Origin of the sequence: Yersinia frederiksenii ATCC 33641 (genome assembly GCF_000754805.1) — a bacterium.
Lineage (GTDB): Bacteria > Pseudomonadota > Gammaproteobacteria > Enterobacterales > Enterobacteriaceae > Yersinia > Yersinia frederiksenii.
Window position 1 is genome coordinate 39,743 of record NZ_KN150731.1, and the last position, 21,654, is coordinate 61,396.

Genomic DNA, 21,654 nt, shown 5'->3' on the forward strand with positions numbered 1-21,654 from the left:
ATAGTGAGAGGTGAGAGACTAGGACGGGGGGATGATTGATTGCTGTAGACTTGCGCTATTTCGGCCCGTGATAGAATTGCCGATCGATAAGTATCCGGGCGAGTTAAATATCAAAAACCCTAAAATTATTATATGCATCAAGTGTATATTCGAATATCCCATAATGGTAATCCGACTTGATCGAGTCACGATAAACAAAATGTGGAATATGTTGACTATCAAACTTTTCCAGTAATTTAGCAGATAGTTCATCAATGCAATGCTGGCTAATTTTGCTCCCCGATATAGCGATGGTAGCTGGGTTTATTATTGCAATCAGAGAGGATGTGATATTAATCAGTTTTTCTAGAGTGAGGTTTATTTGAGCATTATTACTAGCTTCATTTTCTAAATCATCATAGAAAGGAAGTTTTGAAACTTCTCCTGCAAATTGGCTGGCACCACGGAGCATTTCGCCTGAAATAACAATTCCGCAACCTGCGCAATGTCTTGGTGGCATATATATATAAGCAATAGGATCATTTATATTACGGCAATTATGTCGGTAAAAACCAAATGCAGCATAATTCATATCATTACCGACCTGAACAAAAATACCTAATTTATGACTTAACAACTCTGCTATTGCTAAGTCTTCGATACGGGGTATATCACAGGTGAGTACTTTGCCATCGACCACAACACCGGGTAGCCCAAGCCCTATTGCCTTTATATTACTGTGCTTATCTATAACGTTTTGAATGTGGATCATCAGTTTATCTACAGTAAAATCGTGATAAATTTCGTTATACTCTTCGATTTTTTTGCCATCAGCAGAGGTCAGAGAAGATGATATCATCCCCGAATTACCAACACCCTCAACATAAACGCTTAATACGCTAAAATAACTGGCATTATATTTATAGCGCTTTGCAGGCCGACCACCGCGCGACTGATCGAGAGACTCTTCAATAACCTCTCCCTTTACACATAATTCATTCAAAATTGTGCCACAAGTTGCCAGACTTAACCCTGTTTTTATCGATATATCTCCTTTGGTGGCTGATACCAGTGATTTTATTGTGTTAGCAACCAACATGATATTTTTTTGTTTCATCTGTTTGGTTGTATTAATCAGCACGGCAGTCATTTTTTTCACCAGTAATTTAACCAAAATAAATATAACATGTTCGTATTTATGAAGAAATAATTATCATAATCTTTGCTCGGAGGTTACAGCGAGTAAACTTTGCGATAAGTTGACTCACTTGTCGACATATCTTATTCAATGTTATCTTTCGTTTAGGTGTGTATCTGTCGCGGGTACTAGCTTGTTCAACTGGCTAGATTGTTTGAGGGCTATTTGATGGAATCGCTATTGACTGATCGTTTGTTGCTATTGCCTTTGACGTTACGAGATGCGCAGCAGATACAGCAAAAATTTCCAATTTGGGACGTCGTTAAATATCTTGATGCTTCAGCGGTTCCCTGGCCTTATCCCGCTGAGGGTGGTTTAACTTTTGTGCGTGACATTGCATTGCCTAAGATGCAGTGTGGCAGTGGTTTTTTCTGGTCAATTCGCCCTAAAGTTGCCCCAGATACATTGATTGGTGTCATTAATCTAGTTTGTGATACTGAAGATCATCGCGGTTTTTGGTTAAGTCCGGAATGGCAGGGACAGGGGCTAATAAGCGAAGCCAGCACAGCAGTGACCCATTTTTGGTTTACCCAATTAAATCGCCCCTATCTGCGGGTAACAAAAGCTGCGCCGAATCAAGCCTCCGCCGCTATCTCTCGTAAGAATGGGATGCGTTTGGTAGGAAGAGAAGAACGAGATTATGTGGGCGGTCATTTCCCGACAGAAATATGGGAGATTCGCCGCGAAGAGTGGTTGAAAAATAATAGGTGAACAGAGTCAGTCATCTTTGGCGTAACATCGCCTGAATTAATTAAATGTGGATGGATACATGGCAAGTAAAAAAAGAGGGATGGGATATATTGCCATCGTGGTTGATGATTACGATCGAGCGATTGAATATTATACCGAAAAATTAGGTTTCTTTTTACGAGAAGACGAGCCACAGCCAGGTAAGCGCTGGGTATCAGTGTCACCGAGTGAGGACAGTGAATGCCGTTTATTGTTGGCTCGGGCGTCAAATGATCATCAAGCCACATTTATTGGCAACCAATGTGGTGGCCGGGTTTTCCTTTTCCTTGAGACCGAGAATTTCTGGCGTGATTATGAGCTTATGAAATCAAAGGGGGTTACTTTCTGCGAAGAACCCCGTAAAGAGTCTTATGGCATGGTGGTGGTATTCGAAGATATCTACGGCAATCGTTGGGATCTTTACCAAAAATAGATAATCCCATTAAACCAGTCAAGCGTACTGAATGTTGTATCTCATTCAGTACCTATTTTTTACCCTCGATTTCAATCTATCGTTGCCACAGTTCCCTACTTATTTTCCAAATATCAAATGCTGCGCGAAATATTTTCCATGCCTTAAATGTGGGTATATCATGGCTAACACGACGCCTTTTTCTTGTGGCGACAATTTTTCGTAAGGGAGCTTGGGTATATGAAAGGAAAGTTAGTGCTGGCAATGTTGATAATGGCCAGTTTCTCATTGCAGGCAAATGAACATCATGGCTGGGGTTACGAAGGCAAAGAAGCGCCCGAAAACTGGGGGAAATTAAGCCCTGAATTTCATTTGTGCCAGGATGGACAAAATCAATCACCAGTTGATATTCATGGAGCATTGCATAGCAATTTAGCACCACTGGCGGTGCATTATATTACTGAACCTCAGAATATTATTAATAACGGTCATACTCTACAAATTAATGTTGCTAAAGGCGATACTCTAGAGATAGATGATGAGTTATTTACTTTGCAACAATTCCATTTCCACGTTCCTAGTGAGAATGAAATAAACGGGCAGCAATTCCCATTGGAAGCACATTTAGTGCATATGAATGACCGCGGCGAACTATTGGTCGTGGCAGTGATGTTTAATGTTGGCTCCGCTAATCCAGAACTTAATAAGGCTTGGAGCCAAATACCTGAGACGTTAAATCAACAGGTTGCACTGAAAGAAACATTGAATCTGAACACATTGCTACCGACAGATAGACATTACTATCGTTTCAGTGGTTCTTTAACCACGCCACCTTGTTCTGAAGGGGTCCGTTGGCTGGTAATGAAAAAGCCATTAACTGTCTCCGCTGCACAAATCGCACAATTTAAATCAGCTATTCATCATGATGCTAATAATCGGCCGATACAGCAATACCACGGCCGAGTGATTGTTGATTAAGAAATAGAAACCCGCATCAAGCGGGTATATAAAACGGCAATTTAATAAAACCCTGATGTTGGCAAAGTTATGTGTCAACGGTAAACACACTAAAACTGACACGATCAATAGTAGGCGATAGCAGAATTGTTGGAACAGGCAGAACAGTAAATATTTCGAAAAGATAATCTCAGTTAGATCGGTATTTTTTATGCTATCGGCTTTTGTGAAAAGTATAGTTTTACGCTTACCGGAATTGGATAGCACCGATGGAGAGAGTCATCACGCGTTTATTTGCTGTCCCTCATTTAGTTGTTCGGGCAGAAAAAGATGACAGGAGATTGCTATGAATAAGATAAACTTACAACGGGTTTATGATGTTCAAGCGCCATATCATGCCAATACCTTTCTCGTTGACCGTTTGTGGCCACGGGGGATCAGTAAGGCCCGCTTGCAAGGGGTGGTATGGCTAAAAGAGGTCGCTCCAGATAATGCACTGCGTCAATGGTTTCATCAAAATCTCGACTGGCCGGAGTTTGTGGTGCGCTATCAGGCCCAGCTCAACCATTCAACAGCATGGCAACCTTTGTTAGAGGTGCTTAAGCAGCAACCCATAACCTTGTTGTATGGTAGCCGCGATGCTGAACAAAATCAGGCAATAGTCTTGCGCGATTTTTTGCTCAGTAAGTGCACGGAAAACTAACAAACCCGGCTAATTTCACGCCAATATGAATAATGTGAAACTCAGCCCGTAGGTAAATTTACCCACTGACGGGCTGAGAATTCGTATCAACTCGCTGATTTTTGTTCGCGCAACTTCACTGATTGTGTCGTTATTACTACACTTTCTTCTTCTTTGGCGGGTGTTTCTACTGGTTCTGCCGCGACTTCACGGGCCCGTTTACGTAGGCTGAACCAGCCTACAACTAATAACAGAGCGACCACTGGCAAAGTGGCAATGGTCCACGTCCCGTTTGGATAGTCGAAAGCCATCATGACTAAAACACTCGCTAGGAAAAATAGCGTTAACCACGATGTCACTGGAGCTCCTGGCATCTTGAAAGCAATGGGTTTTGCTGTTCCTTTCTTAATTGCCTGACGTAATTTCATCTGGCAAATAATGATAAAGGCCCATGAACTGATAATCCCCAATGAGGCGATATTCAGCACAATCTCAAATACTTGAGAGGGAACGAGGTAATTGAGTACCACACCGAAAACATAAATTCCAACAGTCACCAGTATTCCGGCATAAGGAACCGACTGTGAGCTCATTTTTGACATGAATTTTGGTGCAGATCCGCCCATTGATAGTGAACGAAGGATACGGCCAGTAGAATAAAGACCTGAGTTTAGGCTGGAAAGTGCGGCAGATAGCACCACAATATTCATGATTGTTCCGATATAGGGAACACCTAGGTTACTAAAGAATGTTACAAAGGGGCTTTGACCTGCCTGATAGGCATTCCAAGGCAGTAAACATACTAATAGAACCACAGAGCCGACATAAAACAGGCCAATACGCAGAATGACACTGTTGATGGCCTTGGGGAGCATTTTTTCTGGGTCTTTACATTCCCCGGCAGCGGTACCGATAAGCTCAATCCCCGCGAAGGCAAATATCACCCCTTGAACTAATACCAATGCCGGTAATAATCCGTGGGGGAAGAAGCCACCATTATCGGTGATCAGATTCATGCCCGATGAGTGTCCTGCAACACTTTGGCCCGTTCCGAGGAACACCACCCCGACGATCAAAAATATCGAAATGGCAGCGACTTTAATCAGTGCGAACCAAAACTCCATTTCTGCGAACCATTTCACACCAATCATATTCATTGTTGCAACAATCGACAGTGCCCCTAGCGCAAACAGCCATTGGGGAACATCAGAAAATGTGCCCCAATAGTGCATATAAAGTGCTACGGCGGTGATATCGACGATCCCGGTCATCGCCCAGTTGAGGAAATACATCCATCCGGCGACATAGGAGGCTTTTTCCCCCAGAAACTCACGGGCATAAGAAACGAAGCTACCGCTGGTAGGGCGGTGCAAGATCAGCTCTCCGAGAGCCCGAAGAATAAAAAACGAAAATACCCCACATACCAGATAAACTAAGGCCAGTGCTGGGCCAGCCATTTGCAAACGTGCACCTGTGCCTAAAAATAAGCCAGTACCAATAGAACCGCCAATCGCTATCATTTGTATATGACGTCGGCCCATACTTTTGTGGTAACCGGTATCATGAGAATCTAACCAGCGCTTTTTTGCGGCATGATGGTTCTCCGTAGCGTGCTTTCCTGACATCATAGACATTCCCTATTTTCCTGTCTGTTGTGCAATCATCGTGAATGTATTACTGCCACCGATTGCTAAAGATTAATGCATAAATAGCGTCTTAGCGCCTTCAGTTGTTATGGTGTATATCATGACTATTGAATTATGGGAGGGCATGCTATCGTTTCTGTCGTGATGAGGCAAAAAAATATTCACTTATAAACTATTTCTTTTCCGTTATTACTAGATTCACTAATTGGTTGGCTAAGATTAATTAATAACCAAGGGGAATGTTGTTATAATAATGCATTTTCCATCTCCATTGGTTAAATTTAGAACAGTAGGCAACGTGTTGTTATGTGGCGAAATCTAATTACACTCCTTTCTTTAGTAACCAAATATGACCTTATCATAACTATTAATACTGTTTTTCAACTGATGTTACTCCTACATACTATGATTCCACATAAAATTCCTATTCATCAGAATGAGGTGAAATAGTGGCTGCTATTTCTATAGGCACCATTTAAAATTTATTATTTATTTATACATAGCGAAGTAAATATCTACAATGATATTTGCTAAATGATTGGATTGTAGGCGATGTGAGCATATTACCAATAAATAGTGTCACTACTTTTACCTTATGCATAGTGCACGGATTATCACTTTTAGTGATAAATAAAGCCCTCAAGATAAGGCATGACAGTAGGCGTTGCGGCGCTATTGATGTTAGTTTAACCACTTCGGATTTCTATGATCTGCACTAAAAAAGTTGACTAATTATCAACTGAAAAGCATAACAGATAAATCTCCATTATCTTAAATTATTTAATTACAAAACCCCGAGTTAAGTTAATTAAAATAAACTTGTTGATGTGTTCTCAAATACCAGTTAATTACTGGGGGTTACAGTTTTTTCTTTTTGGATATAATGGTATTTTGATTCTGCATATTTACACTTTTCTTTAATTGATTTGTGTCAATAAAGGATTTTTGGTGCTGGGTTAGTCGATATTCTGTCGAAGAGTATCAGAAAATTAAAGGTTATTAACTGGCATAGCATTAGATTCGTTACCTTCCGTTTTTCAGGCGCTACCAATAGCAGGTTTAAAATGAAAAAAATAAATCAGGATGCCACTCTTACTTCCGATAAAGAAATTAATACAGCAGAGAGATATTCAGTCAAGAGGCTGATGGAAAATATAAACCAGATGAATATAAACACTATGCCGATGGCTTTATTTATGACCATTTCGGCTATTGTGTTTATTTCAGCCTATGCGAGTTATTTGCCAAAAAATATGATTGGTGGCTTGGCGGTGATTATGACTATGGGTTTTGTTCTCTCCCATATTGGTCGTCATATTCCGCTGTTAAAAGATATTGGTGGTCCGGCTATCTTGTGCTTAATGGTACCCTCTGTTTTGGTCTACTTTGGTCTATTCCAAATTAATACGCTCGATACGGTTCACTTGCTGATGAAGGAGGCTAATTTACTCTACTTCGTCATCGCCAGCCTGGTTGTTGGCAGTATTCTTGGTATGAATCGCGTGGTGCTCATTCAGGGGATGACTCGTATGTTTATCCCACTGGTGGTGGGGACCATAACTGCTGTAGCGGCGGGATTATTGGTGGGGAAATTATTCGGTTTTAGCCTTTATCACACCTTCTTTTTTATTATCGTTCCCATAATTGGCGGCGGAATTGGTGAAGGCATCTTGCCATTGTCACTGGCTTATTCTGCCATCTTGGGACAAGCACCAGATGTTTATGTTGCGCAGTTGGCTCCGGCTGCCGTGGTCGGTAATATTTTCGCCATTATTTGCGCTGGGGTGCTGGCTCGTATTGGAATACGTCGTAAGGATCTTAATGGTGAGGGGATGTTAATTCGATCAGCACAGGATAATGCCATATTCACCTCGCAAGAGGGGCCAAAACAAGCCGATTTCCAGTTAATGGGAGGGGGGCTATTGATGACCTGCGCCTTCTTTATTGTGGGCGGGTTGTTTGAAAAACTGGTGCATATTCCAGGCCCAGTACTGATGATTCTGATTGCGGTAATGTGTAAGTATGCGCAGGTGATACCCGCGAAAATGGAGCAAGGCGCGCACAGTTGGTATAAGTTTGTGTCTACTACTTTGGTGTGGCCACTGATGATTGGCTTGGGTATGTTGTATGTGCCGCTGGAAAGTGTGGTAGCGGTGTTCTCTGTAGGATATATCGTCGTGTGTGGGGCTGTTGTTCTATCAATGGCCGCTGTCAGTTTTATTATCGCACCTTATTTAAATATGTATCCCGTGGAGGCTTCCATTGTGACGAGTTGCCATAGTGGGTTAGGGGGAACTGGCGATGTCGCTATTTTGTCTGCTTCTAACCGAATGTCATTGATGCCGTTTGCCCAAATAGCCACCCGTATTGGCGGTGCCTCTACCGTGATTGGTGCCACGCTGCTGTTAGGCTGGATTATGTAAATAAATGCTAAGGGGTTAGACATAACAAGTGGCATTCTTGCTCAGATGCCACTTGTTATTAGGGGCCGAAATGATCAGGCCAATGGCTACTGGCAATATTGTTTCAATACTTCTTGTTGGCTGGGTAAGAGCTTATAGAGATAAACGGGTCGCCCTGTTGCACCATAAAGAACTTTAGTACTCAGAACTTCTGTATCAGAGAGATAAATCAAATATTTACGGCAAGAAACGCGTGAAATCCCAATAGCATTCGCCATCTGTTCAGTTGAGAACTCTCCATCCTGCATCTCTTGAATCCATTCACATACAGTACGCAATGTTTGTGCTGTTAGTCCTTTTGGTAATTTTTTGCGCTCGATAGGGGCTGAGTTATTGCGCCGCAGCAATGTGTCCACATCTTCTTGGGCACAATATTCACGTTGCTCCAGCAAATTCTGTTTTTCGCGATAAGTCGAGAGTGCCTCTTCAAAGCGAGAAAATTGAAATGGCTTAATTAAGTAATCAACGACCCCATATTGCAGGGCTTTTTTAATGGTATTTACATCCGTAGCAGATGAAATAACAATGACATCGGTATGTTCGCTGAATTCGCGTAGCACAGGCAGCAAGTCTAGCCCATTGTCTTGGCGCATAAATACATCCAGTAAAACCAAGTCAATAGGCTGCTCCGCTGCCATTAAATGCTCTCGGGCTTGTTGCAAAGTGGATACTGAGCCACAGCAGTTGAAACCGGCTACTTGGCTTAGATAACACTTATTCAGCTCAGCCACCATTGCATCGTCATCCACTATTAATACATTAATCATGATTTACCGCGCTGATGTTGTTTGACGAATTGTCACTAGCGGTCATGCTATTCGACGTTATATTGTAGGGAAGGCTAATAAAGAACTGTGTAAACACGCCAGCTTCAGAATCAAACTCAATACTACCACCGATACTCTCTAAACTTTGCCGAACCAGACTCAAACCGATGCCATGTTCATTGCCTTTGGTCGAAAAGCCATTATCAAAAATACGGTCTTGTAACTCGGCTGCAATGCCCGGCCCATCATCACTGACAACACAATGTACCCGGCCATTTTGATAATGAAAGCTAACATTAATTTCCCGCTGAACCTGCTCCCCAATTGCTTCCATGGCATTCTCAATGAGGTTACCCAATACGGTAATCATGGTGGTGGTGACTTGCTCATTATCAGTATCGGGTAAGAGGCTATCGTCACTGATTGATAGGGTGATACCCAAATCGCGAGCCCGATTGATCTTCCCTAACAGAAAACCGGCTATTACCGGAGATTTTACCTTGCGCAACAGAGAACCAATTTCTGCCTGATAATTATTGGACGTTTTGACAATATAGTCTTCGAGTTGCTGGTAATATTTCATATGTAATAAGCCCAGAATAACATGGAGCTTATTCATAAACTCGTGCGATTGTGCCCGCAATGCATCGGCATAATGCACCATACCGGTTAGGCGTTGCATCAATTGGCTAACTTCTGTTTTATCACGAAAAGTTGCAATAGCACCGATAATATCGCCTTTCACCATTACTGGAACGGTGTTGGTCAGTAATATACTACCATTAAAGTTTATCTCTTCATCGCGCCGCGCAATACCGGTTTCCAGAACCTGCTGTAAATACAAACGTACCGGCCAGTATTTACTGGCATTACTCAGTAATAAATTCTCCATCGGCCCACTTTGTTTAAACAAACGCTTCGCTTCATGATTAACCACAGTAATGCGTGAGTCGGCATCAACAGCAATAACCCCCTCCTTAATGGATTGCAGCATAGCGTTGCGTTGTTCGAACAAATTAGATATCTCGTAGGGTTCAAAACCCAGCATCATTCTTTTAAGTACTTTTACTAAGAACCACGTCCCTAGAGAACCAATTAATGCGCCAAATAAGATGGTCCAAGGGATAGTCCAGCGAGTTTCACTGACTACGGAGTCAATACTGGTCAGGGAAATACCAATGGCGACCACGCCAATTTGTTTCCCATGAGGCTCATAGACCGGAAGGAAAATACGTAATGCGCGCTCCAACACGCCTCGGTTTATTGCGCTATTTTCCTTACCTTGTAATGCGGGCTGCAGATCATTGCCAATGAAATGCTGTCCGATCATCTCAGGATTGGGGTGCGAATAACGGATACCTTTCATATCGGTCACAACAATGAATAGCAGGTCATTAGCTTGCTGAACTTCACGGGTATAAGCCTGTATTTGCTGCCCAGCCACCGGATCACTTAATCCTTTTATTATCGTGGGCGAAAAAGATAATGCCCGCGCCACAGCAACCGCTTTGTCTTGCAAACTCTCTTGTGCCATCCGACTGAGCTGAACAAAGAACAGTGTATGGACTACCAATAGCACAGATATAATCACCCCAGAGACCATCAATGTGATTGAAGTGCTAAGCCGTAACGGCACTTTTTGCTTTCCTGCCGTTGTTGCGTTGTTCATGTCATGCTCCAGAGACACCGGCCTGAGTGATTGTCAGACGTCTAGATTGATGAAATGGGGGCGGTATAACGAGTGGCAAGTCAAAATATGTGAGCAGCCAAAATCGCTCTCTAGTTTACGCTGTTTATTCTATAGGATGCTAAGACTTAGGATTACTTTAGCTACATAACTATTTATATAGTTATCAAATTTACTACTCTTGGTAACCTACGATGACATGAAGGGCCGTGGGGAGTGGGACTAAAGATTAGGTCGGAGAGTGATAGATACTGATGTTCAACTCAATTCGTTAAGACTCGCGCTTTCTGATGTGTTGATGATGCCTTGGTGTTGTTAGCATGAATTGGTATAAAGAACAGTCATCGTTAATATAAGCGTCCGCGCTTCAGCGAGTCATCATGACACTATCTTTTCATATGGCGATTATTAACTAACAGTCTGCCTGTAATATGCCGCTATTATGCCATATGAATAGTCAATTACACATTAATCTGCTATTCCTAATTAAATCAGCTCTGATCTAAATCGTTTAACGCACCTCATTAATGCCATGATACTGCGATAGAATCATTGTTCTACCGATTGACAAAAGATAATCAAAGTATTGAAAACAACTGATATACAGTTTTCTTAACCTAGGATATCTTACTCTAAGAATTTCATGATCAATTGATAGGACTAATGTTCAAAGACGCGGGAAATTGTTATTGCCATTCTATATAAATAAAAATCTAACAAGTATTTCTGGCGTTATAATAAGTTATAGAGTTAGAAAAAGCAGAAAAATAAACAAAAAGTAAACGGGAGATAACTATATGCCTAAAGATGATAGCAATAATGGAATTATCGACTACGTATCAACCGGGCATCTGCCAGATCAAGACACCGTTATTAAACTGGTACAAGAAGCCCATAAACGTTTTGGCACTGATACTGAAGGTGTAGTTTCTACGGTTTACCCTGCATTAGAACGCATTCCTCCTAATCTCTTTGGTGTGTGCATGGTCGGTACGAATGGCAAAGTGCATTCAGCCGGTGATGTGGACTATGAATTTACCATTATGAGTGTCTCCAAACCTTTCGTCTTTGCTTTGGTCTGTCAGGCCATTGGGGCGAAAGTCGCCCGCGAAAAACTGGGAGTGAACAGTACGGGAATGGCATTTAACTCCGTCACCGCCATTGAGCGAGCACCCGATGGGCGCACCAATCCGATGGTTAACTCCGGTGCAATTGCAACCACCAGTTTGGTGCCGGGAGCAACTTGTGATGAACAGTGGAAATTTATTTACGACGGTTTATGTCGTTTTGCCGGTCGTGAATTGACGCTGAATGAAGAAGTATATCAATCCGCCTGTGAAACCAATTTCCGTAACCGTGGTATCGCCAATGTATTGGAGAGTTATGGTCGTCTGGGATGTGACCCGCTGATTGCCACCGACTTATATACCCGTCAGTGTTCATTGAATGTCAGTGCTCGTGATCTGGCGGTGATGGGAGCGACCTTGGCTGATGGGGGAGTTAACCCACTGACGCGTGAACGAGTAGTCGATAACGATGTATGTCATTACGCCTTAGCCGTAATGGTCACGGCGGGGTTGTACGAAACATCCGGTGATTGGCTTTATGACATTGGCCTTCCTGGAAAAAGCGGTATTGGTGGTGGGATTGTGACAGTGTCACCGGGAAAGGGAGGGTTGGGGACTTTTGCTCCGTTACTTGATAGCGCGGGTAATAGTGTTAAAGGTCAGCTAGCTGCCCGCTTCTTATCACGTAGTCTTGGGATGGACATGTTTGTTTCTGAACCTTACACCGAAAAGAGTTGATCGGTGGGAGTCAGAAAGCGCTCGAAAGCCAGTTATGGTTCGCACGACACGGTGCTGTAAATCGGATTGAGCTTAAACCACAACGTTGTTCAAAAGTTGCTTTTCAAAAGGGTAGATACATTTATGGCAAATCAATCAGCTCACCACGCAGGTGCGGAAGTTAAAGAGTCCTGGGTGCCGATGATAACCATCGCATTGGCTCAGATTCTGATGTCATTTAACGTTGCCTCCTTGCCAGTAGCATTGGGCGGGATGGTAAAAAGCTTTAATGTGCCACCGACGACGATTGCAACCGCGATCGTCATGTACTCATTGTCAGTTGCCGGTTTTGTCATGTTGGGGGCCAAACTTAACCAACGTTTCGGGCCATTGGTCGTATTCCGCACTACTGTTCTGCTGTTTGGTATTGCACAAGTCATGATGACATTCAGCCCGAATGTGACCGTGATGATCAGTGCGCAGGCATTAAGTGGTCTGGCGGGGGCTGCATTGGTGCCCGCCCTGGTGGCGCTAATTGCTGAGAATTATCGTGGTACGCAACAGGCTACTGCACTCGGTGCTTTGGGTTCTGCCCGTGCCGGTGCGGGTGTGGCGGCGTTCATGATAGGGGGGGTACTCGGTACCTATATTGGCTGGCGTCCGGCGTTCGGCATATTGATTGTGTTATCTGCCATCATCTTTGTGTTGAGTTTTCGTTTGAAATCAGACCAAGGTCGCCCAGAAATTGGCATCGATATTATGGGTGTGATTCTGGCCGCGTCAGCGATTATTTTGCTGTCGTTTGGTTTTAATAACCTAAATCGTTGGGGCTTCGGCTTGGTGCGTGATGGTGCACCTTTCGATCTGTTGGGCTTCTCGCCAGCACCCTTTATGATTGTATTAGGTATCGTGTTGGGTCAGGCGTTTGTGGTGTGGACTCGCCGTCGACAAGAGCAGGGTAAAACACCATTGCTGGCACTGGAGGTTATTACCTCTGGCCCTGAAAAAGCGGCAGTATTTGCCATGTTCGCCGTGGTAGCGCTGGAAGCTATGCTGAACTTCTCAGTTCCGCTGTATATCCAGATAGTGCAGGGCAGTACACCGATGGCGACGGCGATTGCCATGATGCCGTTTAACTTATCAGTGTTCTTCTCGGCTATGCTGATTGTTCGCTTCTACAAGAAACTGACGCCACGTAAAATTGGTCGTTATGGCTTTATCACTTGCACTATTGCCTTGTTATGGCTGGCGTTTGTGGTACGTAATAACTGGAGTGAGTTCGCGGTACTCTTTGGTCTGGTGGTGTTTGGTCTCGCTCAAGGGGCGCTGGTGACTTTGCTATTCAACGTATTGGTTAGTGCCTCACCAAAAGAGCTGGCGGGTGATGTCGGTTCGTTACGTGGGACCACGAACAACCTGGCAAACGCCATTGGTACTGCGGTTGCCGGTGCATTGCTGGTGGGCTTACTCAGTGCCAACGTCATGCGTGGAGTGGCTGAAACCCCAATCCTGACACCTGAAATTCAAGCGCAAGTTAATATGGACAGTATCAACTTCGTGAGTAATGACCGTTTGCAAGGTGTGCTAGCACAAACTACCGCCACCCCGGAACAAGTTGCAGAGGCGGTGCGTGTTAATGAAGAAGCACGTCTTCGCTCTCTGAAATTTGGCTTGCTGATTATGGCGCTGTTATCACTGCTGGCTATCTTCCCAGCGGGGCGCTTACCTGACTATCTGCCAGGAGAGTTACCTGCGGATAATCTGGATGAAAAAAGCCGTAAATAAGTTGTAGTAACCATTGATGTAATAAAACAGACGGACAGTGTTATGCACTGTCCGTTTTGCCTTATTTATTGGAGGACAGACTAGCCTTGCTGTGGGTGTATAGCCATGACAGTTGCATCCCAGCGTGTATTGGTTACGTAATGACGGCTCACTGAGCCCCCTCGATAGATTATCCCAGTGGCAGATTTCGTTTTATGGAGGTGAATCACTGATGGAATAAACGTTATTAAAGGCAGAGTAAGCGTATTTTTGTAACCACGTAATTGAGGCAAGCAAAGTAGTATGAAGATGCGTTGCTTGCTCATAGAGATCACAATGAGTGGCGGTGCTTTATGTTGATTTCCCCGGCTTTTACTGGGTCGGTGGTGTTAGTACTGTAATAGAAGAAAACTGCAAGTGATGCATAAATTCACGCAAAATCAGTAAACGTGCGGCAAACTCATTATCTGCTGGGATCCCTTCAGATGCTGCGGGTCTCCCCATCATCACTGCGGCTAAGCGATCAAACAGGCGCTCCACTGATTCGAGTGACAGGGTTATTTCAGTTTGCTGCGGCAAACCCGCAAGTTGGGCGATAGCGCCGATATGGCTGTCGGCAGTAATCAGTTGTGATGCTCTGTTCACTGCAGGGCTAATACGGATAACTTCGTCCTCAACTACCATAATGGCGGTTTCCATCTCATCTGCTGTCGGTGGATTGTGTCTAAAATAACGCAAGGCGATATTATTAGAGCCAACAATAAGACGCTGTTCAGCGAAAGCCATACCTGGGTTATCAGTCACTACCGTTGTAGATTCATGGCTAATATATAGCAGTGTTATCAGCCGATTATCACCAAGTGCTGCACGAATATTTTCATATCCTGTCTGAATGTCATTCATATCAACCCACCTAAAACGTTGTCAGTTATTCACTCAAACTATGTGGCGTAAGTAACCTAGTTGATGTATGCCGCGTATTTTTGAGTAAAGAATTGCGGTACTTCCCGCATTTTTAAACAAAAATTCAAAAGACTAAATATTTTTTGATGCTGATCAAGACACATTTCCCTTGTTTAGTGTTAATGTAAATAAATCTCATTATCAACATCATGTGCGTTAATCATTATGCGAATTTGGCTCAAGTTCTGTCTGCTTTGTTGCTGTTGGTGGTTATCAAGCTCTATCGCTTGGGCCAATCCAGATTACCAGCAGTGGGTCAATGATATCCAATCCCGTCTCGATAAAACTTCCCAGTTATATCAACAGCAGAATAATGACGAAGCCCGTACTACGGTGCAAATGGCGTATTTTGAAGTCTTTGAGAACCTCGAAGGGCCGATTCGAATCAATATTTCGGCGCAGAAAAGTTATCAGATGGAAGCCGCCTTTGGTGAAATTCGCCGGATGATCGGCGAGGGGAAATCTCAAGCCGAGGTTGATAATAAAATTAACTGGCTTAAAAACGAACTGACTGGGGTGTTGCCCATCCTGACCGATGGTCACAAGCTAACTGCCGAGCAGCAGCATGCGACTTATGAAAATAACGATATTGCCGTGTATTGGCAGCAAAGTTTCAAAATCATCGATGATTTATTGGCACAGGCTATCACTGAATATCAGGATGGTAACCTCGCTGCTGCCAGCCAAAGCGTGCAACAGGCTCATTATCAAGGTTTTAAAAACTCTGAAATGGAAATGTCTGTGCGGGGGAATCGCTCCTCACAGCAGGCTGCAGCTATTAATCAGCAATTTACGGCATTAATTGATCTCACCAGCAAACCGGATCAAATAACAGAAATTGCCTATCGAGTCACCGGGTTGCTCCAAACCATTGAGGATATCCTTCCGGGGTTACCGACGACGCGCGAGCAACAACAAGTTAGCGCCGATCAGACCGCAATGGGGCAATCTTCCACTTCTACCATCAATTCTGATGGGCAAACCAATGCAGACTGGGCTGCCGTTTCCAGCAAAATAAATCAATCAATTAGCGATTCCATTAGTCAGTATCAGAAAGGGCAGACTACCCCTGCGATGATGGCGGTGCAGGATACCTATTTTGATTTATTTGAAGCCAGTGGCATGGAGAACAAAGTTGGCTCGCGCGATGCGGCATTTAAATCGACGTTAGAAGGGCACTTCACTCGGTTAGTCAGTTTGATGAAAGCCGGCCAGCCAGTCGAACAGTTACAATCTGAAGCCCAAGCCTTGCAAAAGGATCTGGCCAGTGCAGTAGAGATGCTCGGTGGCGGGGATGAAACGGATTGGAGTCTGTTTATTTACAGCCTGCTTATCATTGTCCGCGAAGGTCTGGAAGCCTTACTGATTGTGGCTGCTATCGTTGCCTATCTGGTGAAAAACAACCATCAGGACAAATTACCACTGATTCGCCAATCTGTTGTGGTGGCCTTAATCGCCAGTGTGCTGACTGCCTTTGTCTTCCAATGGCTATTTGCCAATTCAGGGCAAAGCCGTGAACTCTTGGAAGGTTTCACCATGATGATCGCCGTGGTGATGCTGTTCTCCATGAGCTATTGGTTGCTTTCGAAGACGGAGGCACGCCAATGGAAAGCCTATCTTGAAGGTAAATTCTCCAAATCTCTCAGTAGTGGCTCAATGATAGGGTTGTGGCTGACCAGTTTCTTGGCGGTATACCGCGAAGGGGCTGAAACTGTCTTGTTCTATCTGGCCCTGATGGGCGACGCCAGCACAGCAAGTGGTCACTTATCGATTTTAGCCGGTTTTGGCGTTGGCTGTGTCATCTTACTGGCCGCTTATCTGGTTATGCGTTTTACCGTAGTCAAATTGCCACTGAAGCCTTTCTTCATGTTTACTGGCGGCTTTATGTATCTAATGGCGTTTGTGTTTGCCGGTAAGAGTGTTCTTGAACTGATTGAAGGCAAATTGTTTGAGCCAACGCTATTGCCGGGCGTTCCTGAAATTAGTTGGTTAGGAATCTATCCATATCTGGAAACCTTGATTCCTCAAGGGATACTACTGATTGCTGCTCTGGTCGCCCTGTGGGTGATGCAACGGCGTGGTCGTGCTATCCCAGCATAATGGTCCGGCATGATGCCGGTGTGAAGAACGACAATGTATTTATCATTTGATACCAGAGGGTGTGCTACATGACCATGAAGAAAACGATTATTGCCAGCAGTATCATCGCCAGCATTTTTGCAGCCCCGGCTGCTTTTGCTTTTAAAGAGTATCCAGCCGGCGAACCTATCAAGATTAATGATATGGAAATTGCTGCAGTTTACTTACAGCCGATTGATATGGAACCGCGCGGCATGGGCTTGCCAGCAGCGAAGGCAGACATCCATTTGGAAGCGGATATCCATGCTACCGAAGGTAATAAAAATGGTTTCGGTGCTGGTGAATGGATGCCATACCTGACTATTGCCTATACCTTAGTAAATACCGACACCGGCGCTAAACAAGAAGGCACGTTTATGCCAATGGTCGCCAGCGACGGCCCACATTATGGGGCTAACATCAAAATGATGGGCGTGGGTAACTATAAAGTGACTTATCATATCAGCGAGCCATCTAAAGCGGGTCTGCATCGCCACACCGACAGTGAAACTGGTGTTGGTCGCTGGTGGAAACCGTTTGATGTGAGCTACGACTTCAAATATACCGGTTTGAATTGATAATGATGACCGCGATAGCTAATACCGTTATCGCGGTTTTTTTTCATGGCTGAAAGCTTAAGCATTGTTGTTATCAATCCCTGCCCAAGGTGTGCTCATGAGTTATTTTTTTGTTTCCGTATTACAAGCTTTTTTACCTGTGGCGCTATTGCTGGGGCTCAGTTGGGCGGTTCGGCCTGCACCCGCGCTAAATCGGGTCATATGGATAACAATACTCATGGCTATCGTAGGGATGTGGGCCAGTAACCATTACCCTAAATCTCAGCAATTACAGCTAGTGTTGGCTGTGGTTCAGCTTATTGCATTATTGTTATTCCTGTTCAGTCAATTGATTCTCCGCCAATCATTAGGCTATCTCTGGCAGGCTCTGTTGGTATTGGGGGCGGCATTCAATTGGGGTAATAACCCGAATCTGGGAGCCTTTACCAATACTCATGTAATCAATACTGATCTACTGCTTAATTTGGCAGCTATAGTGGTGGCGTTCGCTTGGGTTGTCTTCAGTGCGGTACTGCTGTTGATGATGATTAAGCAATTACCGCGTTGTCGCTGGCTGTTACTGATACTGTTAACGCTATTATTGATTTTGCCGCTCAGTGGCGATGCGATTCTGTTGTTGATGAAGTTACAGGTTATGCCGTTAACTAAATCACTTCTTAGCTATGTTGCGTTAGTCACTAATGGGCATGCCTGGTTGAGCTACGTTTGCGCGCTGCTATTGGCGTTTACCACGCTGTGCTATTTAATGCCACTGCGTCATGCCAGTAGGGTTGTCAGCGAAAATGCAGAACCTATTGCTCACCGCAAGGCCTTGGCCGATTATCGCAATGTACGCCGTATTTTGGTCTTCTCTTTACTGGCGTGGGTCGTGGTGGCGGGCGCTCAGCTCTACTGGGATAAAGTTGCCTCGCAACCACCTCAATTGTCTGAAGCTTTGCCCGTCACATTAGCGGCTGATGGGTTGGTTCATATTCCGGTTGAACAAGTGCGAGATGGCAAATTACACCGTTTTGTCTGGATTGCTGATGATGGCAAAGCCGTGCGTTTTTTCATTATTAACCGCTATCCGGACCGGTTACGCCTTAGCGTTGTTTTTGATGCCTGCCTCTTATGTGGCGATCAGGGCTACGTGATGGAGGGTAATCAGGTTATTTGTGTCGCCTGTGCTGTGCATATATTCATACCATCAATTGGCAAAGCAGGGGGGTGTAATCCCATCCCGCTGGAAGATTGGAAAAGTGATGATAAAGAGTTAGTGATTCCTAGGGCTTCTCTTGAGATGGGGGTTAATTATTTCACCACTGTCGTCACCTTAGATGTAATTGATCCAGTTGATAAAAGTCACCTAACCAACCAAAAAGCCGAATATAAATACAGTTATGGCGACAAAACTTATTTCTTCTCATCTGAGGCGAATTACAACCGTTTCCGTGAACATCCGGAGCAATTTGTCACTCCGGTTGAAGACAGTAGCGATATGCAGGAGAGCCGATAATTATGCTGTGGCGCATGCTAAAGCAGTCTTGGTTTAGGAATGTTCGGCGCAAATCACTGGCGGTATTCACGGTATTTCTTGCCGCAGGGTTGATTTCCTCACTGCTGGCGGTGTCAATCGATATTGGCGATAAAATGTCGCGTGAGCTCAAATCCTATGGTGCCAATATTCTGATAGAACCAGCGGGCCAGGTGGCGCTGCCATCATTATTTGGTGAGAAAAGTAACCCGTTAACTGGGCAGGATTTTCTGGACCAGGCAGAGTTACCCAATATTAAGGATATTTTTTGGCGCAATAATATTGTGGGTTTCGCTCCATTGTTGAGCGGTGAAACCGAAGTCAATGGCCAGAGTATCCCGCTACTGGGAACCTATTTTAATCACCCGGTAGATGTGCCCGATGAAGAGGATTATCACACCGGTCAGCAGATTATCAGCCCTTATTGGCAGGTTAATGGGAGTTGGCCGCAAGAGCCAGTCAAAGCCGGTGCCACCGAAGTTCAAGCCTTGCTCGGCAAACAACTGGCACAACAAACCGGCTGGAAAATAGGCGACGAGTTGCATCTTAACGGTGTTTCCGGCCCGTTAACCGTGAAGATAAGCGGAGTGCTGAGCAGTGGTGGTGAAGAAGAAGGGCGGTTGGTGTTGCCACTTGCTGCTGTCCAGTTGCTGTTAGGGCTGCCGGGGAAAATTCAGGCCGTGAGGGTTTCGGCCCTGACGGTACCAGAAAATGAATTATCACGTAAGGCACGTGACAATCTTGAAGCACTGAATGCCGAAGAGTACGACTTGTGGTATTGCACCGCCTATGTTTCTTCAATTGCCCATCAACTTGAAGAGGCAATATCTGGCTCTGTAGTGCGCCCTATCTGGCAAGTTGCTGCCTCTGAAGGGGTGGTGATTGAAAAAATACAGTTGTTGTTGGCGGTAGTCACACTGGCGGCGCTGATTGCGGCTGCGATGGGGATCGCATCACTGATGACCAGCACCATTATGGAGCGGGCGAAAGAGATTGGTTTAATGAAAGCCTTGGGGGCTCGGCAGTGGCAAATTCTGATGCTGTTCTATCTTGAAGCCGCAATCAGCGGCCTTATTGGCGGCTTAGCCGGTTGTCTGGCCGGTTGGGGATTGGCAAAAACTATCGGCTTGATGCTATTTGGCGCGCCGCTGAGTTTTGCCTGGATGGTTGTGCCTTGTGTATTGGTGATATCGGTGTTGATTGCCGTCATTGGAACCTGGTTCCCCGCTCGGCGAATTGCCCGTCTTTACCCGGTAGAGGTGCTCTATGGCCGCTAATCAACGGGTAGCATTGGATGGTATGTTTTGGCGGTTAGTGTTGCGTGCATTGCGCCTGCGAATGCAGCGGGTCAGTGTGGTATTTGCCGCTCTGACGGTTGGCGCGGCGATTGTGACGGCAATGTCGGCAGTTTATTTCGATATCAATGCCAAAATGAGCCAGGAATTACGTACTTTCGGTGCGAACTTTTATATTGGTCCAGGACACGGCAGCACATTTGAGCAGGAGCAGTTCCAGCCGATTATTGATGCTGCGCCGCAAGGGCTGATTAATGCCTCAAGTCCCTACATTTATGGTATGGCGCGCACTGAGCTGGAAAAAGTCGTGTTGATGGGAGTGTGGTTTGAATCTCTACAACAACTGGTGCCTTACTGGCAAGTGAGTGGTAATTGGATTGGGGTCAGTTTTGATGATCGCAACGCCATGATTGGCGTCAAACTTGCCGAGCGCTTGCATGTGAAAGTGGGCGATACCATCACGTTGATAAATGAAGGTGAACGTCAGCGCCTGCAAGTCAAAGGTATTGTGGAGTCAGGTGACGCCACGGATAACATGCTGATCGTCAATCTGGAGTTGGCGCAGAAATGGCTTCATCAACCGGGGCGCATCAGCAACGCGCTGTTGAGTGTCAGTAATGATGTGGGCCAGGTCGAGACCTTTGCCAGCCACCTTCGTGAGCAATATCCGGACCTTGAAATTAGGCCGATTCGTAAGGTTTCCGCTTCTGAGGGGCAGGTGCTCGATAAGATCAAAGGGCTGATGGGATTGGTCTCGGTGGTTATCCTCATTTTGTCATCTTTATGTGTCAATACCACATTAATGGCGATAGTGGGTGAGCGCTCGAAAGAGTTTGCTTTGCAAAAAGCGCTGGGCGCCAGCGGCGGGGATATTATTCGTCAAATGCTGACCGAAACCTTGATTATATCGCTGGCTGCCGCAGTCTGTGGTGCCCTGTTAGGTTATGTGCTAGCACAGGTCTTGGGGCAAACGGTATTTAGTGCGGCGATTGCTTTGCGTGCACCGGTATTACCGCTGACGTTGGTATTGTCATTGTTAGTGGCCGCTGTGGCGGCAATTGTTCCCACCCGCCGGGCTATTCATATTGAACCCGCTAAAGTCCTGAAAGGAGAGTAGCAA

At 44.9% G+C, this 21,654-nt stretch carries 17 protein-coding genes; 12 read left to right on the forward strand and 5 right to left on the reverse strand.

From position 1 onward, the window contains the following. Positions 1-103: 103 nt before the first annotated feature. Positions 104-1,129, reverse strand: coding sequence for an ROK family protein (locus tag DJ58_RS21105; RefSeq protein ID WP_032910106.1), 1,026 nt, complete (start codon positions 1,127-1,129; stop codon positions 104-106). 216 nt (positions 1,130-1,345) lie between these two features. Between DJ58_RS21105 and DJ58_RS21100 the strand changes: the two genes are divergently transcribed. The 4 genes from DJ58_RS21100 to DJ58_RS21085 all read left to right on the forward strand — a co-directional run bounded on the left by DJ58_RS21100 (position 1,346) and on the right by DJ58_RS21085 (position 3,978). After that, positions 1,346-1,888 (forward strand): GNAT family N-acetyltransferase, encoded by a 543-nt coding sequence (locus DJ58_RS21100; protein WP_032910108.1) that lies wholly within the window; start codon positions 1,346-1,348, stop codon positions 1,886-1,888. 58 nt (positions 1,889-1,946) lie between these two features. Beyond that, complete coding sequence (locus DJ58_RS21095) at positions 1,947-2,339, forward strand: VOC family protein (RefSeq protein WP_032910110.1); 393 nt, start codon at positions 1,947-1,949, stop codon at positions 2,337-2,339. A 219-nt stretch (positions 2,340-2,558) separates the two neighbouring features. Further along, positions 2,559-3,296: a carbonic anhydrase gene (locus DJ58_RS21090; RefSeq protein WP_004706434.1), complete on the forward strand. Its 738-nt coding sequence runs from the start codon at positions 2,559-2,561 to the stop codon at positions 3,294-3,296. Positions 3,297-3,621: 325 nt separating this feature from the next. Then, positions 3,622-3,978, forward strand: a complete 357-nt coding sequence (locus DJ58_RS21085; protein WP_004706435.1) for a DUF488 domain-containing protein — start codon at positions 3,622-3,624, stop codon at positions 3,976-3,978. 86 nt (positions 3,979-4,064) lie between these two features. Here DJ58_RS21085 and ansP read toward each other — a convergent pair whose 3' ends face one another. Then, complete coding sequence (gene ansP / locus DJ58_RS21080) at positions 4,065-5,585, reverse strand: L-asparagine permease (protein WP_032910216.1); 1,521 nt, start codon at positions 5,583-5,585, stop codon at positions 4,065-4,067. A gap of 1,082 nt (positions 5,586-6,667) precedes the next feature. On the opposite strand from ansP, the gene DJ58_RS21075 reads away from it, so the two are divergent. Next, a complete protein-coding gene (locus tag DJ58_RS21075) occupies positions 6,668-8,026 on the forward strand; it encodes a 2-hydroxycarboxylate transporter family protein (RefSeq protein ID WP_004706437.1) in 1,359 nt (452 codons plus the stop codon). A gap of 86 nt (positions 8,027-8,112) precedes the next feature. Here DJ58_RS21075 and dcuR read toward each other — a convergent pair whose 3' ends face one another. Beyond that, complete coding sequence (gene dcuR, locus DJ58_RS21070) at positions 8,113-8,832, reverse strand: two-component system response regulator DcuR (RefSeq protein WP_032910111.1); 720 nt, start codon at positions 8,830-8,832, stop codon at positions 8,113-8,115. Continuing rightward, positions 8,825-10,501 carry a sensor histidine kinase gene (locus DJ58_RS21065; RefSeq protein ID WP_032910112.1) on the reverse strand — a complete coding sequence of 559 codons (1,677 nt, stop codon included), beginning with the start codon at positions 10,499-10,501 and terminating at the stop codon, positions 8,825-8,827. Before DJ58_RS21065 ends, dcuR begins: the two co-directional genes overlap by 8 nt. 815 nt (positions 10,502-11,316) lie before the next feature. Here DJ58_RS21065 and glsA point away from each other — a divergent pair. Together glsA and DJ58_RS21055 are read left to right on the forward strand one after the other, a co-directional pair. Further along, positions 11,317-12,324: a glutaminase A gene (gene glsA, locus DJ58_RS21060; RefSeq protein WP_004706440.1), complete on the forward strand. Its 1,008-nt coding sequence runs from the start codon at positions 11,317-11,319 to the stop codon at positions 12,322-12,324. Positions 12,325-12,447: 123 nt separating this feature from the next. After that, positions 12,448-14,088, forward strand: coding sequence for an MFS transporter (locus tag DJ58_RS21055; RefSeq protein WP_004706441.1), 1,641 nt, complete (start codon positions 12,448-12,450; stop codon positions 14,086-14,088). Positions 14,089-14,439: 351 nt separating this feature from the next. Here DJ58_RS21055 and DJ58_RS21050 read toward each other — a convergent pair whose 3' ends face one another. Next, positions 14,440-14,970, reverse strand: coding sequence for a hypothetical protein (locus DJ58_RS21050; RefSeq protein ID WP_004706442.1), 531 nt, complete (start codon positions 14,968-14,970; stop codon positions 14,440-14,442). A 225-nt stretch (positions 14,971-15,195) separates the two neighbouring features. On the opposite strand from DJ58_RS21050, the gene DJ58_RS21045 reads away from it, so the two are divergent. The 5 genes from DJ58_RS21045 to DJ58_RS21025 all read left to right on the forward strand — a co-directional run bounded on the left by DJ58_RS21045 (position 15,196) and on the right by DJ58_RS21025 (position 21,651). Beyond that, on the forward strand, positions 15,196-17,130 hold the full coding sequence (locus DJ58_RS21045) for an FTR1 family iron permease (RefSeq protein WP_004706443.1): 1,935 nt from the start codon (positions 15,196-15,198) through the stop codon (positions 17,128-17,130). A gap of 68 nt (positions 17,131-17,198) precedes the next feature. Beyond that, positions 17,199-17,726: an iron transporter gene (locus DJ58_RS21040; RefSeq protein WP_004390794.1), complete on the forward strand. Its 528-nt coding sequence runs from the start codon at positions 17,199-17,201 to the stop codon at positions 17,724-17,726. A gap of 97 nt (positions 17,727-17,823) precedes the next feature. After that, entirely contained in the window at positions 17,824-19,221 is a 1,398-nt protein-coding gene (locus DJ58_RS21035; RefSeq protein WP_004706444.1) for a Fe-S-containing protein, read from the forward strand. 2 nt (positions 19,222-19,223) lie between these two features. Continuing rightward, complete coding sequence (locus tag DJ58_RS21030) at positions 19,224-20,516, forward strand: ABC transporter permease (RefSeq protein ID WP_004706445.1); 1,293 nt, start codon at positions 19,224-19,226, stop codon at positions 20,514-20,516. Beyond that, positions 20,506-21,651 (forward strand): ABC transporter permease, encoded by a 1,146-nt coding sequence (locus tag DJ58_RS21025; RefSeq protein ID WP_032910113.1) that lies wholly within the window; start codon positions 20,506-20,508, stop codon positions 21,649-21,651. Before DJ58_RS21030 ends, DJ58_RS21025 begins: the two co-directional genes overlap by 11 nt. Positions 21,652-21,654 lie beyond the last annotated feature (3 nt).